At 43.2% G+C, this 16,728-nt stretch carries 16 protein-coding genes and 1 tRNA gene; 11 read left to right on the top strand and 6 right to left on the bottom strand.

Annotation, left to right across the window (positions count from 1 at the left end; genetic code table 11):
- Positions 1-24: 24 nt before the first annotated feature.
- The 3 genes from A7985_RS15150 to A7985_RS15140 are packed head-to-tail and all read right to left on the bottom strand — an operon-like array spanning position 25 to position 2,779.
- Positions 25-579: a hypothetical protein gene (locus A7985_RS15150; protein ID WP_065791309.1), complete on the bottom strand. Its 555-nt coding sequence runs from the start codon at positions 577-579 to the stop codon at positions 25-27.
- Positions 576-1,769: a peptidylprolyl isomerase gene (locus A7985_RS15145; protein WP_065791308.1), complete on the bottom strand. Its 1,194-nt coding sequence runs from the start codon at positions 1,767-1,769 to the stop codon at positions 576-578. The genes A7985_RS15150 and A7985_RS15145 overlap by 4 nt, the downstream gene beginning before the upstream one ends.
- Positions 1,769-2,779, bottom strand: a complete 1,011-nt coding sequence (locus tag A7985_RS15140) for a phospholipase (RefSeq protein WP_065791307.1) — start codon at positions 2,777-2,779, stop codon at positions 1,769-1,771. The genes A7985_RS15145 and A7985_RS15140 overlap by 1 nt, the downstream gene beginning before the upstream one ends.
- Positions 2,780-2,964: 185 nt before the next feature.
- On the opposite strand from A7985_RS15140, the gene A7985_RS15135 reads away from it, so the two are divergent.
- Both A7985_RS15135 and A7985_RS15130 read left to right on the top strand, forming a co-directional pair.
- Positions 2,965-3,783 (top strand): MipA/OmpV family protein, encoded by an 819-nt coding sequence (locus A7985_RS15135; protein ID WP_065791306.1) that lies wholly within the window; start codon positions 2,965-2,967, stop codon positions 3,781-3,783.
- On the top strand, positions 3,773-4,165 hold the full coding sequence (locus tag A7985_RS15130) for a DUF3019 domain-containing protein (RefSeq protein WP_065791305.1): 393 nt from the start codon (positions 3,773-3,775) through the stop codon (positions 4,163-4,165). Before A7985_RS15135 ends, A7985_RS15130 begins: the two co-directional genes overlap by 11 nt.
- A 63-nt stretch (positions 4,166-4,228) precedes the next feature.
- Here the strand turns inward: A7985_RS15130 and A7985_RS15125 are convergent, their stop codons facing one another.
- The 3 genes from A7985_RS15125 to A7985_RS15115 all read right to left on the bottom strand — a co-directional run bounded on the left by A7985_RS15125 (position 4,229) and on the right by A7985_RS15115 (position 6,305).
- Positions 4,229-4,735, bottom strand: coding sequence for a hypothetical protein (locus A7985_RS15125; protein WP_065791304.1), 507 nt, complete (start codon positions 4,733-4,735; stop codon positions 4,229-4,231).
- A gap of 65 nt (positions 4,736-4,800) precedes the next feature.
- The gene (locus A7985_RS15120; protein WP_065791303.1) at positions 4,801-5,274 is read right to left on the bottom strand and encodes a globin; all 474 of its coding nucleotides are present in this window, start codon (positions 5,272-5,274) and stop codon (positions 4,801-4,803) included.
- A 245-nt stretch (positions 5,275-5,519) separates the two neighbouring features.
- The gene (locus A7985_RS15115; RefSeq protein WP_065791302.1) at positions 5,520-6,305 is read right to left on the bottom strand and encodes a delta-class carbonic anhydrase; all 786 of its coding nucleotides are present in this window, start codon (positions 6,303-6,305) and stop codon (positions 5,520-5,522) included.
- Between the two features lie 203 nt (positions 6,306-6,508).
- Between A7985_RS15115 and A7985_RS15110 the strand changes: the two genes are divergently transcribed.
- The 9 genes from A7985_RS15110 to nlpI all read left to right on the top strand — a co-directional run bounded on the left by A7985_RS15110 (position 6,509) and on the right by nlpI (position 16,728).
- Positions 6,509-6,585 (top strand) — tRNA-Met (locus tag A7985_RS15110).
- A 259-nt stretch (positions 6,586-6,844) separates the two neighbouring features.
- On the top strand, positions 6,845-7,300 hold the full coding sequence (rimP, locus tag A7985_RS15105; protein ID WP_063370902.1) for a ribosome maturation factor RimP: 456 nt from the start codon (positions 6,845-6,847) through the stop codon (positions 7,298-7,300).
- Between the two features lie 39 nt (positions 7,301-7,339).
- On the top strand, positions 7,340-8,839 hold the full coding sequence (nusA, locus tag A7985_RS15100) for a transcription termination factor NusA (protein WP_065791301.1): 1,500 nt from the start codon (positions 7,340-7,342) through the stop codon (positions 8,837-8,839).
- A gap of 26 nt (positions 8,840-8,865) precedes the next feature.
- Positions 8,866-11,547 (top strand): translation initiation factor IF-2, encoded by a 2,682-nt coding sequence (gene infB / locus A7985_RS15095; RefSeq protein WP_065791300.1) that lies wholly within the window; start codon positions 8,866-8,868, stop codon positions 11,545-11,547.
- Between the two features lie 107 nt (positions 11,548-11,654).
- Positions 11,655-12,059 (top strand): 30S ribosome-binding factor RbfA, encoded by a 405-nt coding sequence (gene rbfA / locus A7985_RS15090; protein WP_065791299.1) that lies wholly within the window; start codon positions 11,655-11,657, stop codon positions 12,057-12,059.
- On the top strand, positions 12,059-12,994 hold the full coding sequence (truB, locus tag A7985_RS15085) for a tRNA pseudouridine(55) synthase TruB (RefSeq protein ID WP_065791298.1): 936 nt from the start codon (positions 12,059-12,061) through the stop codon (positions 12,992-12,994). Before rbfA ends, truB begins: the two co-directional genes overlap by 1 nt.
- A gap of 103 nt (positions 12,995-13,097) precedes the next feature.
- A complete protein-coding gene (rpsO, locus tag A7985_RS15080; protein ID WP_063355435.1) occupies positions 13,098-13,367 on the top strand; it encodes a 30S ribosomal protein S15 in 270 nt (89 codons plus the stop codon).
- 242 nt (positions 13,368-13,609) lie between these two features.
- Complete coding sequence (pnp, locus tag A7985_RS15075) at positions 13,610-15,739, top strand: polyribonucleotide nucleotidyltransferase (RefSeq protein ID WP_065791297.1); 2,130 nt, start codon at positions 13,610-13,612, stop codon at positions 15,737-15,739.
- Positions 15,740-15,846: 107 nt separating this feature from the next.
- Entirely contained in the window at positions 15,847-16,728 is an 882-nt protein-coding gene (gene nlpI, locus A7985_RS15070; protein WP_081310596.1) for a lipoprotein NlpI, read from the top strand.

The following is a 16,728-nucleotide window of genomic DNA, read 5'->3' as shown; positions in this document are numbered from 1 at the left end:
GTCTCAAACATACCACATCAAATTTTACTGTTGTGCTTTTAGCTCTTTTTCTAAATATGCTTTCATTCCCTTTAGCGCCGAAATCTTTTCTCTGGCTTCATTCAATTGTGAGTGAGGCAGACCTGCATTGACACCTTTTTGCAGTAGTTGAGATAGCCGCTCAACCTTTTTATCGACAGCCGCAATATAGTCTTTTTTTAAGGCTTGTTCTTGCTCAAGTAAAAAGTCGTTATAACTCTCATGATCACTCAGGTCGCCTCGATATTTCGGCGCAGAGTCTGTCTTGGCTTTCTGTGCAATAGGTGGAATGTAAATCTTCTCCTTTGATGGGGGCGGGATTGGGGGCAATGTTGCAATAGCTGGCTCAGTGGTGAGTTTGGGAGGACGCTGCAGTTGTCGAGGGGATTGGCTTGCAATAGTTGGTATGCGCTTTTGCGTGTTTTGGTGTTTTACTGGATCTGTTTTTAGGGAAGGGTTATGTTCAAATGGATTGATGATGGTGGCATGAGCCATCCACCATACAAATGTGGCAATACAGCCGATCAATAAAACGCAAAAGATGAGTTTCACTTTAGTCATAGTTTGATGCCGTGATGCTTTTTCCAATCAGAAAACAGTTTTTCATACTTGTTCATTGCTTTTTCTCTAGTCAACGACAGCGAAGCTCTATAGCGTACTGTTTCGCTACTTGGATCATGAAACTTAAACGTTGGCTGTTCAGTATAAACAATTGCCCACAACCCACTTGGCATGCGAATAGGACGAGAAACTTGCCCCAATTGGCTGCTAAAGGCAAATTGAGCGAGCCAAGCTTGAGCATGTTGTCGTGTGATTTTGACAGGCGCTTGTATTTTATCTGACTCAGCAAAGTGGTTTATAAGATCGTGTCGCTGCATTGTTGATGATATGGAGGTGCGTTTTACCTCTTTAAATATCGCGTAGGCATGTTGTTGGTCTTCAAAAATGACCGCAAGAGCAAACAAGTTATCTAGATACTTAAAATCCTTTTTGTTCTTTTTATAAAACTGGTTAACCTCTTTGGTCGATAGTGATGATCTGATTGCCTCAACGTAGTCGCTGCGCTCTCCATGCATCTCATCTTTTATGCCTAAATAGGTTTGCATTGGCGGACGCAGCAGCTCTCCAAGTGCTAAGAGCTTGAGTCTTTCTAGAGTTAACCCATTTTTGGCAAGGGCAGTACTTGCATGCGTTGTGAGATTGTGAAATCGAATATACTCATTAATCGCTGTTTGCAGTTGAATGGTATCACCATGGTGCAGTGCAAAGCGCCCCTGCATTGACTGGTCGTTAATTATGTCTCCAAGTGTTAGCTTGGGTGATTTCATTAATTCAATGCCGTACCAGGTGTGTAATTGCTCGTCACTGTACCTGCCCGAATCTGGGTACTTGCCGAGCACAGCGATGAGTTTTTCTGAGGTCCAATCTAACGATGTACTGATACTTTGCTGCTGAGCCAGCTTTGGATATAAATGTGTCAGCATGGCGCGTAGATATCGTCTCACGTGATAGTTGTTGCTAAATCCGACATCAGAGTGTCTTGTGACTAAAGGTAAAGCGCGCTTATCAGCTTGTGCAATTAGGAATTGGTTTTCTAAAAGCCGCTTATGGAGCGTCTGCTTAGAAATATCCCTATCTTGAGCGTGATAAAGAGAATGCATCAAGCCTAATTCTGCGTTCGTAATATGGGTCAGTGCGGCGAAACTTGGCAGGCTAAAAAAGCCTGCCAAAAAATAAATAATACCACGCATTAGCGCGCTACCATCGCGTGATTAAGTAAATGTACGACCATGGCTATCGCATTTGGAATAACCAACTTAGCGGTATTTAGCCTGTCATGATGGTCTTTTGAATTGAGTACAATACCACCTTGTGCATACGAAAAAGCCCCGCCTTGGGTCAACAAAGGACGAATATCTGATTCGCGAGCGTTGACAGGAGAGAAGTTTTGCATGGCTTGAGCGACTAAACGCATGTCATTGAGGTTTTCTCTATCATAGTAATCTTTTACCCAAGACTCCCAATCAGCATGGTTAAGGTCTGAGGTTGTCCATGTATGGTGAGGTTGCAGTAAATCGGTAGTATGAAAGACAAAGCCCAGTACTTGTGGGTTACCCGTTTGCAAATAGCTTTGGTACCAGTATTGGCCTAAATTATCGATCGGTTGGAATGGCATTTCTTCAAAATCGTCGTACATGTTATAGTGCGAGTGGCTATCAATACGATAATTTTTCTCTGTAATGCCGTAGGTATTATATTCACTGTCATCGGCACTAAACCAACCGGTTTCGCCACCAGGGCCATCATCTAGGTAGTCTCCCTTTAGCCAGGTTGCAGCCATGTTGTCAATTGTGCCCCAAACTGTGAGTTTGTCGTAGTTGTAGCCGCCAAAATCATTACCATGCTGGTCTGCACCTTGGGTATGGTTTTGAAAGTGCCAGTAGCTGGTATATTTAACGATACTTTTCGCTACGCCCCAGACAGGAGCTTGTACACAATCCCCTGTGATTGCACCGCAAAAGAACGTATCTTCAAAGTCATCAACATCAAATGCTGCTTGCCCCATTAGCTCGCCTAGTTGAGTCACGGTCATGCCTTTTGACTGTGCAAAACTTTGTAACTTATTAAACTCTGTTGTATTTGGGTTTTGTGCCATATAATTAACAGCGTCAATAACGATGCGTTTATGCGTTTCTTGACTAAACGCTTGCGCATTCCCAGTGCTTACCATAAGCGCAGATAGAAAAAGGAGTTTTTTCACTATATCCTCGATTTGAATGATTACTCGATTGTGAGAAGACGCATTTAAAAATTTATTTGTGACAGAATGATTTAAAAAATGTTAATTGTTGAATTGAGAAATGTTTTCTTGTTGGATGAGAAGTGCTCAGGTATGATCTGGGACTTAATATAGGCACAAAATCTGCGTAAAAAAGATAATTAACAATGAAAATAATACTATATGTGATCTTTGCTGCGTGTTTAGCCATCACGGGGAGGGTTCACGCTGAGCCTTGGTATGATGAGGAAGATTTTGAATGGCAATTGAGCTTGGGTGCGTTCTATGTGAATACGAAATTACCCAAGTTGATAGGTGCTAAACATGAGTTTTCTTCTCTTGCTCCACTGATTGATGCAAAACTTCAGTATAAGAATTTTTACCTTAATACTCATTCTGGGGACTTTTTTGGTGGGTCTGATTTAGGCTATCAATTGGTTCAACGAGAAGGTTGGGGGCTCGATGTCATTTTTGGTAATTACCAGATCCCTTTTTCGGAAAACGGTTACTACTCCAACGATGATAAAGTAAAAGAGCTAGAAGGCATTAAAAAGCGCAAAGTTGATCAGTCTATTGGTTTTGCGTATTACCAAAACATTGGCGAGTACTTAACCGTTGTCGAACTTGTTTATGATGTTTTGGGGGAGTCAAATGGGTGGGTTTTTCATGTTGAGGCAACGCGCAACTTTGAATTGAGAAACTGGGACCTATGGCTAAACTTTGGCGCCAACTACTACTCACAAAATTTTAATGATTACTTTTATGGTGTTGACCAATCTGAGGTAAATGATTACTTATATGGTTTTACCGCAGGGGATGGCGCAACAGCGTTTGTACAGACCCAGTTAAACTATCCAATTGCTCAAGATTGGGTTTACAGTGCTGGCGTGTCGGTATTAGTCGGCTCGGGTGGGGTTAAAAGCAGTCCATTGATTGATTCTAACTATGCTCGTGTCATCTTTACTGGAGTGAAATATGTATTTTAGACTCACTCAGGTAATTTTAATGTTCTTCGTGTTGATATCATTGAGTTTATCAGCAAAGGAACAACGTAAAGGAATACTCAACGCGACACCCAGTAAATGTGTTGCTCTTAACCAAGGACGTACCTGCTACGCTGATGTGATTTTCGAAATTTCAGCACCACAAGCGGGTGATTATTGCCTTAGAGAGAGTGAATCAAAGCGAATTATTCAGTGTTGGGCCAATACTGCAAATTTTGAATATACATTGAACTTTGGTTCTGCCGAGAGTGTTAGCTATGAGCTCATATCAAAAGCTCAGAGTGACACGCTTGCAGTTACGACTATCGAAGTAAACTGGGTGCATAAAGTGCGCGCTAAAAAGCGTCGTTGGAGACTGTTTTAACCCATGATTATAGAAGCGAATGCTCAGCGCGAGTTGGACGGCTGAGCATTTTGACTTGGTAAGTTAGTTACACTGTTCGATTAAGCCGCGTAAATGTGTACCGATATCTTCTGTTTTAGTTTGTCCTTGTTCCAGTAAAGTGCCAAATTGGCTTTGTAATTCAGCAAGGTCATAAGTATCTAGCAGCGTCTTCAAATAAGTAACGGTCTCTGCTCCTGCTTTTAGTAACTCAGGTATCGTTTCTAAACTGATCTCTTGGTCACCTAAACTCGCTATGGAGTTAGCTAAATCGGCAACACTGGCACTGTCTTGTAGTGCACCTTCGACCTCAACCAAAGCACCCATAGGGTCACCATCTAGTTTTCCTACAACACAGCCAGCCAATGAACCTGCTTGAGCGCTTTGACTCATCGCTTCTAAGCCTTGTTCACGAATTTGCTCGATTACAGCCTGTAACTCTTGGTTTTCAGACAGGTATTGTGCTTCAATTTGGGCTTTGGAGTCTTCAAATACATCACATCCAGTCGCAAATACAGCGCTCAGACCCATTAAAATAGCGATACGTTTCATAAACTCACCTAAAATAACCTAATTTAGGGCCAGTCTAATGCTTCCTTTTTAGAATGTCACCTTGATTAGGAGTGGTGTAATTGCCTCTTCAATCTAAACTGCTCGAGGTAAACGACGTTTGTCATGCCAAATAGTTCTGACTTCAGTACATTTGCAATAATGTGTAAGGCGCGTTTCCAAGCATTGCGAACGGCCAACGTGAATTGTTTACCTAAGTGAACTTTTAGTGTGTCTAAAAAACAGTTGCATAGTATTTTAATGTCACATGCAGACGGTCTGAGTGCTTTAATAGATGCTATGTTCTCAACAATATAACTGCATAGTTCTTTTTGGTTTGCGATACGAAGTAAGCTTTGCTGAATAAAGGCTCTTAATTGATACTCGATGGCTAGAATTTGATGCTCAGCAGAAGGAATATGCATTGACATTGGATGCATACTCAACCGATGGTTAAAGCTCACACAAAAGCAATGAAAATTTGGCTTTATTGTGGTGAAAGTCTGGCTAAGTAATTGATATTGGTAAGGTGAAATACTCATAATCGCTCCAATACGATTAGAGCGGATCCGTGCTCAAGTTTAAATCAAATTTGTTTCGTCATAATCCAATCCGGTACAACTAACAAAACGTAAAAAACTTGGGAAATTCTTCTCGTCGGTGCCGTGTTATTTTACTTTAAACTAGGCCCTAACTTTGAGTATAGGCAGGAAATTTTTGCTATTGCAAACAAAACAACAAAGAAATGTAGAAGTGCACTGTGTACACTTCTACGATAAGCCGTCAATTAATTGATAGGAGACAGTAGCTTAGGATCTGTGACTAGCTCTCTAACACCGTGCGCATGATCTTCTTCAAATACATTGTCTTCGCACCACTGGGCCAAACTATTAATGTCTATCTTTGCACAAGCAGGACGAACACTCCACGTCACTTGTAATGGTGAGCATTGCTTGTCGTTATAACTAGGGCCTGTTGTAGAGCCTAAGAATTCAACTGGCTTACCTGTATTGTCAGGGATATGTTTCGGCTGGTGGTAGCCATTGGCAACGTTACCATCGTACGATAAATCATTGAAGTCCAGAGCATCTTCATCGTTGACCACAAGAAATACTTGCGTCTCTACACGTAAATCTGGGTTAGCGCATTGGTCATTTAAGCAAGAGCCCAACCCCTTCCCTGGTTTCACATCACAAGAACTGTGTACCCAATGGACTTCAATGGTGTCACCTGGTTTTACGTTTTTACATACTTTGCCCTTTGGTGCGCGTAGCTCTGCTGGGGTTAGGTCTGCGGTTGCATTACATTGATAGCCACCGTATTTTCCATCGCCAGCAAACACCGAGAAATCTTTGGCTTTGTGTTCCGCATTTTTATGGAAGTGAATATTACATAGGTTCATTTGTTCAGAAGGTGGCGCCAGACTAAAAATACGCTTGTTTTCGCCGTGAAGGTTATCAATATCACGTGGGGTTTGAGGTCCTGCGCTCGCGCAAGAATTGGCTACAACAGCGCCACTAAATAAAGCTGATGACAAGACTGCTAAGGTCAACTGGACTGTTTTGTTTTTCATATAAACTTCTCCTGATTGTAATAAAAGTGAATTATATATGGATATTGATTGGGTACAAAGGTCCAATGTTAATGATTGTTAAAGCCTTTTTGTCTAATCGATGCAGTTGTTGCTGGTTTTGAATTTATCTAGTTTGTGGTTGCGTATTAATGGAACAATCTCTATAATACTCGCCAATTGAGCAGTGTAGCACTGCATATGGACGCGGGATGGAGCAGCCTGGTAGCTCGTCGGGCTCATAACCCGAAGGTCGTCGGTTCAAATCCGGCTCCCGCAACCAATGTAAGAAATCGCTGAATTTCTTAAGGTCGCGCATTCTTCGTAATGCGCGTTTTGCGTTTAAGCGCAAGCTTAATTTAGGCTGATACAGCCCGCAACCAAGCTCGGCCTTTGGCCACACAGTTTGTTTTTGGTGTGACGCCCCGCTTGGTTCGGGGCGTTGTTGTGTCTGGTGCTAGATAATAGCAATTTGGGCCCAAGAGCGAACAGCTGAATTTATGGGGCTATGAGCCCTTTTTTTGTTTGTATGGAGGTAATTTGTGTCAAAACTCGAGCAAGATTTAACTGCGATGCTAGAGCCGGCTGTTGAAGCCTGTGGCTATGAGCTACGTGGTCTAGAGTTTGTACAAGCTGGACGTCATTCTACACTTAGAGTTTATATTGAACACGAAAATGGCATTAATGTTGATGATTGCGCGGAAGTCAGCCGTCAGGTGAGTGCTATTTTGGATGTAGAAGATCCCATTACAAATGAATATAACTTAGAAGTGTCTTCACCAGGTGTTGATAGACCATTATTCAAACAAGCTCATTATGAGGAAGCGCAAGGTGAAGAAGTACGTTTACGTACGAAGCTTCCACAAGATGGTCGCCGTAATTTCAAAGGTGATCTAGTAGCAGTTAATGGCGATATGATTACGCTAACGGTCGATGGGCAAGAGCATCTTATTATGCTTGGCAATATCGAACGAGCTAATATCATCGCCAAATTTTAAGATTGAGTGCGAAGGACCAGGGCAAGCGAGGCAAAACCTATGGCAAAAGAGATCTTGTTGGTTGCAGAAGCTGTATCCAATGAAAAAGCAGTCCCAAGAGAGAAAATTTTTGAAGCGTTAGAGTTCGCACTGGCGACTGCTACAAAGAAAAAGCACGATGGTGAGATTGAAGTCCGTGTTTCTATCGACAGAAAAACGGGTGAATACGATACTTTCCGTCGTTGGCAAGTGGCTGAACCTTTGGAAGATGGTTCACTTGAAAACCCATATTCTGAAATCACAATTGAAGCAGCGCAGGTAGAAGAACCTGATTTGCAGCTTGGTGATTATGTTGAAGAGCAAATTGAATCAATTCAGTTTGACCGTATTACCACACAAATGGCGAAGCAAGTTATCGTACAAAAAGTACGTGAAGCTGAGCGTGCGCTAGTTGTTGATGCGTACAAAGATCAAAAAGGTGAGTTAGTTACTGGTGTCGTAAAGAAAGCATCACGTGACACTGTCGTCATTGATCTTGGTAACAATGCAGAAGCGGTTATCTACCGTGAAGATATGTTACCACGCGAGAGCTTCAGACCTGGCGACCGTGTTCGTGGTTTACTATACGAAGTTAAGCCTGAAGCACGTGGTGCACAATTATTTGTGACTCGTTCAAAGCCTGAGATGCTGATGGAGCTGTTCAGAATCGAAGTGCCAGAGATTGGCGAAGAGATGATCGAGCTTAAAGGCGCTGCACGTGATCCAGGTTCTCGAGCGAAAATTGCAGTTAAGTCTAATGACAAGCGTATCGACCCAGTAGGTGCGTGTGTTGGTATGCGTGGTGCACGTGTACAGGCCGTTTCTACGGAACTAGGCGGAGAGCGCGTTGATATAGTATTATATGACGACAACCCTGCACAGTTCGTTATTAATGCTATGGCGCCTGCAGAGGTTGCATCAATTGTGATGGATGAAGATTCTCGCACAATGGAAATTGCGGTAGAAGCAGATAACCTAGCACAAGCGATTGGTCGTAACGGTCAAAACGTGCGTCTTGCAAGTCAGTTGACTGGCTGGGAACTTAACGTGATGACGGTTGAAGACATGGAGCGTAAGAACGCAGAAGAGTCTGATAAGCTTATCAGTTTGTTTACTGATAACTTAGATATTGATGACGACTTTGCTCAGTTCCTGATCAACGAAGGTTTCTCTACGCTTGAAGAAGTCGCTTATGTACCGGTTGCTGAGTTCTTAGAAATTCAAGGTCTTGACGAAGAGACTGTTGAAGAACTACGTAAGCGTGCTAAAGATGCATTGACAACCAAAGCGTTGCGTGATGAAGAGTCTTTAGAAGGTGCAGAGCCTGCACAAGACTTGCTAGACCTTGAAGGTCTTGACCGTCATTTAGCATTTGTGATGGCGAGCAAAGGCGTAATCACCCTAGAAGATTTAGCAGAGCAAGGTATCGACGAATTAGTTGAGATCACTGAATTATCTGAACAGCAAGCGGGCGACTTTATTATGGCAGCTCGTAATATTTGCTGGTTTAGTGAAGAGTAGTTTATTAACGGGAGGTAACGCATAATATGGCAGACGTGAGCATAGAGAAACTAGCCGAGAACATTGGTACAACTGTTGATAAATTACTACAGCAGTTAACAGATGCAGGGATCACCAAAGCCAAAGGCGATCAGGTCAGTGAATCTGAAAAAGCCCAGCTGCTTGACTTTTTGAGCAAGCAGCATGGTGGTACAGGTTCTGAAGGCCCTGAGCGTATGACTCTTCAGCGTAAAAGCAAGAGTACCTTAAGTGTTACTGGTTCTACTGGTAAAGCTAAATCGGTTCAGGTAGAAGTACGTAAAAAGCGCACTTACGTTAAAAAGAGCGCAATCGAGCAGCAAAAAGAGCAAGAACGCTTAGCTGCAGAGGAAGCTGCGCGCAAAGAAGCAGAATTGAAAGCTCAACAAGAAGCTGAGCAAAAAGCGAAAGAAGAAGCTGAACGTAATGCCCAACAGGAGGCAGAACGAAAAGCCAAAGAGGAAGCTGAGCGCAAAGCTAAAGAAGAAGCCAAACGTAAAGCAGAAGCAGAACGTCAAGCGAAAGAACAGCAGAGTAAAGAAGTGGATAGCGCCCAACAAGAGCAAGAGAAAATCGAAGCAGAACGCCTTCGTACAGAAGCAGAAGCAGCAGCTTTAAAGAAAGCTGAAGAAGAAGCAAATCGTCAAGCTGAAGAAGCTCGCCGTCTAGCGGAAGAAAATGAAGCACGTTGGAAAGCTGAAGAAGAAGAGCGCAAGCGTCGCGAAGCTTCGGCTGATCACCATATGACAACGTCTACATTCGCGCGTGAAGCGGAAGATGAGTCTGATGCACGTGAAGAAAAGAGTGCACGTCGCAAGAAGAAGAAAAAGCCACAAGCTAAAGAGACGAATACTCAGCAGTCACGTGGTAAAAAAGGCAAGCTAAAAGCACCAACGTCACTTCAACATGGCTTCCAAAAGCCAGCGGCAGAAGTTAAACAAGAAGTGCGCATCAGTGAAACAATTACAGTATCAGAGCTTGCATCACGCATGGCTGTGAAAGGTGCTGAAGTTGTTAAAACCCTGATGAAGCTTGGCGAGATGGTAACTATCAACCAAGTGATCGACCAAGAGACTGCACAGTATGTAGCAGAGGAAATGGGTCACAAGGTTATCATCGTCAAAGAAAACGAGCTTGAAGAAAAAGTACTAAGTGATCGCGGTGATACTGATGAGACTGTAGGTCCTCGTGCGCCAGTTGTTACTGTAATGGGTCACGTTGACCACGGTAAGACGTCAACACTAGACTATATTCGTAAAGCAAAAGTTGCTGACGGTGAAGCGGGTGGTATTACACAGCACATTGGTGCATACCACGTAGAAACTGACGGTAACATGATCACTTTCCTTGATACTCCGGGACACGCGGCGTTCACGTCGATGCGTGCTCGTGGTGCGAAAGCGACAGATATCGTAGTACTTGTTGTTGCAGCAGATGATGGTGTAATGCCTCAGACTAAAGAAGCTGTACAACACGCAAAAGCAGCAGAAGTACCGCTTATTATCGCAGTTAACAAAATGGATAAAGAGGGCATCGACCCAGATCGCGTTAAGAACGAACTTGCTCAATTGGATGTTATTCCAGAAGAGTGGGGCGGTGACACGCAGTTTGTTCATATTTCTGCGAAAACTGGCCTAGGTATCGACGACCTTCTTGAAGCAATCCTGATGCAAGCTGAGCTACTAGAGCTGACTGCACCAGAAAAAGGTATGGCGCAAGGTGTTGTTATCGAGTCACGTCTAGATAAAGGTCGTGGTCCAGTTGCAACAGTACTTGTACAAGCTGGTACGCTAGAGCAAGGTAACATTGTACTTTGTGGTCTAGAGTACGGTCGTGTACGTGCGATGAGAGACGAAAACGGTAAAGAAATTACTGAAGCTGGTCCATCTATTCCTGTAGAGATCTTAGGTCTGTCTGGTGTGCCTGCTGCTGGTGATGAAGCAACCGTTGTTAAAGACGAGCGTAAAGCACGTGAAGTTGCTCTATACCGTCAAGGTAAATTCCGTGAAGTGAAGCTTGCGCGTCAGCAGAAAGCGAAACTTGAGAACATGTTTACTAACATGACTGAAGGTGATATCTCTGAGGTTAATGTAGTTCTTAAAGCGGACGTACAAGGTTCAATCGAAGCGATTTCAGACTCACTAACTAAACTATCGACTGACGAAGTTAAAGTTAAGATCGTCGGTAGCGGTGTAGGTGGTATCACAGAAACAGATGCAACACTAGCTGCAGCTTCAAATGCAATCATCGTAGGTTTCAACGTTCGTGCAGATGCATCAGCGCGTAAAGTAATTGAAGCTGAAAACTTAGATCTGCGCTACTACAGCGTAATCTATGACTTGATTGAAGAAGTTAAACAAGCGATGGCTGGTATGCTTGCACCTGAATTCAAGCAAGAGATCATTGGTCTTGCTGAAGTGCGTGACGTGTTCAAGTCGCCTAAGATTGGTGCAGTTGCCGGTTGTATGGTTACTGAAGGTATCGTTAAACGTAGCGCTCCAATCCGCGTACTTCGTGAAAACGTTGTTATCTACGAAGGTGAGCTTGAGTCACTTCGTCGCTTTAAAGATGACGTTCAAGAAGTTCGTAACGGCATGGAATGTGGTATCGGTGTTAAGAACTACAACGACGTTAAAGTTGGCGATCAGATTGAGGTATTTGAAACTGTTGAAGTACAGCGTTCACTGTAATTCTAACAGGGTTTAAACCTTGAAATGGGGGCAATAGCCCCCATTTGTGTTTGTGTTTTTTTGATTTTTATAACATAAAAATCAATAGCTTATTAAAAGTGGTGACAATGAGAGAATTTTCTCGTACGGATCGTGTTGGACAGCAAATTCAAAAAGAAATCGCTGTTATTTTGCAACGCGAAATCAAAGATCCAAGGTTAGGTATGCTGACTGTATCGGCGGTCGAAGTATCTCGTGACTTATCTTATGCGAAAGTTTTTGTTACTGTCCTAAACAGTAAAAGTGAAGATGATACGAAACAAAATCTCGCTATATTAAATGATGCGACAGGGTATATACGCTCTTTATTGGGCAAGCGAATTCGTGCTCGCATTATGCCTGAGTTAAGATTTGTGCTAGACAACTCCTTGATGGAAGGTATGCGCATTTCGAATCTCGTTGATGAGGTTATTCGTACTGATAAAGAAAAGCGTGGTGATGACGCAAACTCGGTAGAGGATGGTGACGAGTAATGGCGCGTCGTAGTAAAGGCCGTCCAGTGGATGGCATTGTGCTATTACACAAGCCTCAAGGTATTTCCTCTAATAAAGCGTTGCAGCAAGCTAAAGGCATTTACTTTGCTCAAAAAGCTGGCCATACAGGTGCATTAGACCCTTTGGCTACAGGTATGCTACCGATATGCTTTGGTGAGGCAACCAAATTTACTCAATTTTTGTTAGATACGGATAAAACCTATGTTGTTCGAGCTCAGTTAGGCGAGAGAACAACAACCTCTGATTCTGATGGTGAAATTGTTGAAACGCGCCCGGTAGAGATTACTCAATCTCAGCTAGAGCAAGCCGTTGATGCTTTCCATGGTGAATCGGATCAGTATCCATCTATGTACTCAGCCCTAAAATACCAAGGGCAACCTTTGTATAAGTATGCTCGCGAAGGCATTGAAGTGCCTCGTAAGTGCAGAAAAATCAATGTGTATAGTATTTCACTCGATGAATATGATGTTGAGTCACAACAAATTCAGATGACAGTCCATGTGTCAAAAGGCACCTATATTAGGACGATTGTTGATGACTTGGGTGAAAAGCTTGGCTGTGGTGCGCACGTAATTATGCTTCACCGTAGTGAAGTGGGCCACTATCCATCTGATAAGATGGTCACGATTGAAGAGTTGGAAGCGAAGTTACAAAAAGCCAAAGAAGAAGAGATAGAGCCTTCTACTTATATAGATGAGCTTTTGCTGCCAATGGACACTGCGCTGGTTGATTTACCCACAATTACATTGACTCAAGAACAAGGCATTGCCTTTAGTCATGGTCAGACGGTTGTTGTAGGCGAAGTACCTGAAGGTGTTATCAAGGTAATGGCTGAAGATACCTTTATTGGCATAGGTGAACGCAATAAACATGGCCACCTAAAAGCCAAACGCGCATTATCAAGTGCACAATAATTTTGTCAGCGGCGTTAAATACTGATACAATGCCGCCGCTTTGTCGCTTTGGCTGAATTAGTGATCGGCTGAAGCATTATATTTATGTAATTTGGAGTTTATTATGTCACTAAGCAACAAAGAAAAAGCAGAAATCGTAGCTAAATTTGCACGTGTAGAAGGCGACACTGGTTCACCTGAAGTACAAGTTGCACTACTTACTGCAGATATCAACAAACTACAAGGCCACTTTGCTGACCACAAGCACGATTTCCACTCTCGTCGCGGTCTACTACGTAAAGTTAGCCAACGCCGTAAACTACTTGACTACCTTAAAGGTAAGAACGTTGAGCGTTACGCTGCGTTGATCAAAGAGCTTGGCCTACGTCGCTAAGAATTTGATGAATTGTTGGATTTTTATCCGACAATAAAAAAGGGGCGACTTCGCCCCTTTTTTTGTGCGTGTACTAGCAGTATACTTACCCTCGTTCTAGCATTGTGCTAGGCAAGCGCCGATACTTCTGCCAATTGTAGTGCTTAAGTAGATCTATATGAGTACCAAGGTTTTTGGTTGTTCTATTTAAGACTGTAATTGGTTGTTGTTGGCGTTTTAATATATTTATTAAGGAATATTTTGTGCAAGCAATAATTAAAGAGTTCCAACTTGGTCAACATACAGTGACTCTGGAAACAGGTGCAATCGCGCGTCAGGCTGACGGTGCGGTTTTAGCAAGCATCGGTGACACATCAGTACTAGTGACTGTTGTTGGTAAGCGTGAAGCAGCGCCTGGTCAGGACTTCTTCCCTCTTACTGTTAACTACCAAGAAAAAATGTACGCAGCGGGTCGTATCCCAGGTGGTTTCTTGAAGCGTGAGGGTCGTCCTTCTGATTCAGAAACTCTGACAGCGCGTCTAATTGACCGTCCAATTCGTCCACTATTCCCAGACGGTTTCGTGAACGAAGTTCAAGTTATCGCGACAGTTGTTTCTTCAGATCCTGAAATTCAGCCTGATATGGTTGCGTTGATCGGTACTTCTGCAGCGCTAGCAATTTCTGGTGTGCCATTCAATGGCCCAATCGGTGCAGCGCGTGTTGGTTACATCAATGGTCAATATGTACTTAACCCGACTGTAACGGAATTAGCTGAAAGTAAGCTAGACCTTGTGGTAGCAGGTACTGAAAATGCAGTACTAATGGTTGAGTCAGAAGCTGAAATCCTAACTGAAGAAGAAATGTTAGGCGCGGTTGTATATGGTCACGACCAGTCTCAAGCAATCATCAAAGCGATTGAAGAATTCAAAGCAGAAGCTGGCAAGCCTGATTGGGAGTGGACTGCTCCTGAGAAAAATGTTGCATTAGCTGACAAAGTTGCAGCAATTGCAGAGCAAAAAGTAGGCGATGCATACCGCATTACTGACAAAGTTGCACGTAAAGACTCGCTTTCTGAAGCTAAAGCTGAAGTTTTAGAGAAGCTAACAGCAGAGCTTGCTGAAGGCGAAGATTTAGATGAGCAAGAAGTGGGTAAACTATTCAGCTCTCTAGAGAAGAAAATTGTTCGTGGTCGCATCATCTCGGGTGAAAAGCGTATCGATGGTCGTGAACCAGACATGGTTCGTGCTCTAGACGTGATGACTGGCGTGCTTCCGCGTACTCACGGTTCAGCAATCTTCACTCGTGGTGAAACTCAGGCGTTAGTTACTGCGACTTTAGGTACTGAGCGTGACGCACAGATGATGGATGACTTAGTGGGTACTCACAAGCATCACTTTATGCTTCACTACAACTTCCCTCCGTTCTGTGTGGGTGAAACTGGCTTCATTGGTTCTCCAAAGCGTCGTGAAATCGGCCACGGTAACCTAGCTAAGCGCGGTGTTCAAGCTGTAATGCCAAGCCTAGAAGAATTCCCATACTCAGTACGTGTTGTATCTGAAATTACAGAGTCAAACGGTTCATCTTCAATGGCATCTGTGTGTGGTACTTCATTGGCACTAATGGATGCAGGTGTACCTGTTAAAGCATCTGTTGCTGGTATCGCGATGGGTCTAGTTAAAGAAGGCGAAGACTTCGTAGTTCTTTCAGACATTCTTGGTGACGAAGATCACTTAGGTGACATGGACTTTAAAGTTGCGGGTAGTAGCGCGGGTGTAACTGCACTTCAAATGGATATCAAGATTGAAGGTATCACAAAAGAAATAATGCAGATCGCACTACGTCAAGCTAAAGCAGCACGTATGCACATTCTTAGTGTAATGGACCAAGCAATTGCAGCGCCTTCACAAGAGCTATCTGAATTCGCGCCACGTATTTACACTATGAACATTCCACCGAAGAAGATTGCAGACGTAATCGGTAAAGGTGGTGCAACAATCCGTCAGCTAACTGAAGAAACTGACACAACTATCGAAATCGAAGATGACGGTACAGTTAAGATTGCTGCAACCAATGGTAACAGTGCAAAAGAAGCAATTTCACGCATCGAAGCACTGACAGCTGAACTAGAAGTGGGCACAATCTACAACGGTAAAGTTGCTCGCATCGTAGATTTTGGTGCATTCGTGAACGTACTTCCAGGTAAAGATGGCCTTGTTCACATTTCTCAAATCAGCAAAGAGCGCGTTAACAATGTCTCTGACCACCTTAAAGTTGGTCAAGAAGTTAAAGTTAAAGTACTAGAAGTTGACCGCCAAGGTCGTGTTCGCCTGAGCATCAAAGAAGCGCTAGAGCCTTCTGAGCCTGCTGCTGAGCCAGCACCTAAAGGTGAGTAATAATTTGTAAAGAAACAATATGTTTCGTTAAAAGGGGCTGAATGGCCCCTTTTTTTGTGCTTTAATGGCCCTAGACACGCACTTTCTAGCCCAATGAGGGACATATCTTGAGATTTTTATTAATACCTTTGCTAGGACTAAGCTTAATGGGCTGTCAGAGTACACAGCAACAGGTAACCCAATCAGTACTGCCAATTCCTTTCACTGAGCCTCTTCAGGCTAACCCTCGCACGCAAATAGAGATTGCACGATACAGTGAGCTCTTAAATAGTCCAGAACTGACGCGTTCACAACGAGCAGAGCTATACCATATTCGCGGCAAACTGTACGACAGCCTTGGCCAATCTCAATTAGCACAAATAGATTTTAATCGTGCATTGAAATTGCAGCCAGACATGGCAGAAGTTTATAATTTTTTAGGCATACATCATACTTTGAGGCAAGAATATGGAGAGGCGTACGAACGTTTTGACTCGGTTCTAGAACTGGACAGCAGTTATGATTATGCATATCTGAATCGTGGTATAGCGCTATATTACGGCAGTCGACCAGAGCTTGCTGTAGATGACTTTAAGCGCTTTCTTGCAAATGCCCCTGACGATGCATATCGTGTTATGTGGCTGTTTATTGGAGAGCGTGCCGTTGACCCTGAGGCCGCGAAAATATCTTTGCAGAAAAATAGTGCTGCATTGAGCGATGAGATTTGGTCTACACAACTGGTTAAGTTGTATTTAAATGAGGTCAGCGAAACACAATTTTTGGCGCAAGTTTCGCAGGGTGTCAAATCACAAAAAGAGTATGCAGAGCGTTTATGCGAAGCTTATTTTTATATTGCTAAGCGTTACAGGGCAAATGGTAATAACTTGAAAGCGGCTGAATTTTTCAGGTTGACGTTGGCCACAAATGTTTTTGAATTTGTAGAGCATAAATATGCGCGATTGGAACTCAGGTTAATCAGGGAAGAACAATTGGCTAACGCATCCAGCTAA

It is taken from the genome of Pseudoalteromonas luteoviolacea, assembly GCF_001696455.1.
Classification (GTDB): domain Bacteria; phylum Pseudomonadota; class Gammaproteobacteria; order Enterobacterales; family Alteromonadaceae; genus Pseudoalteromonas; species Pseudoalteromonas luteoviolacea_C.
This window is presented reverse-complemented; position numbering and strand designations above follow the sequence as displayed.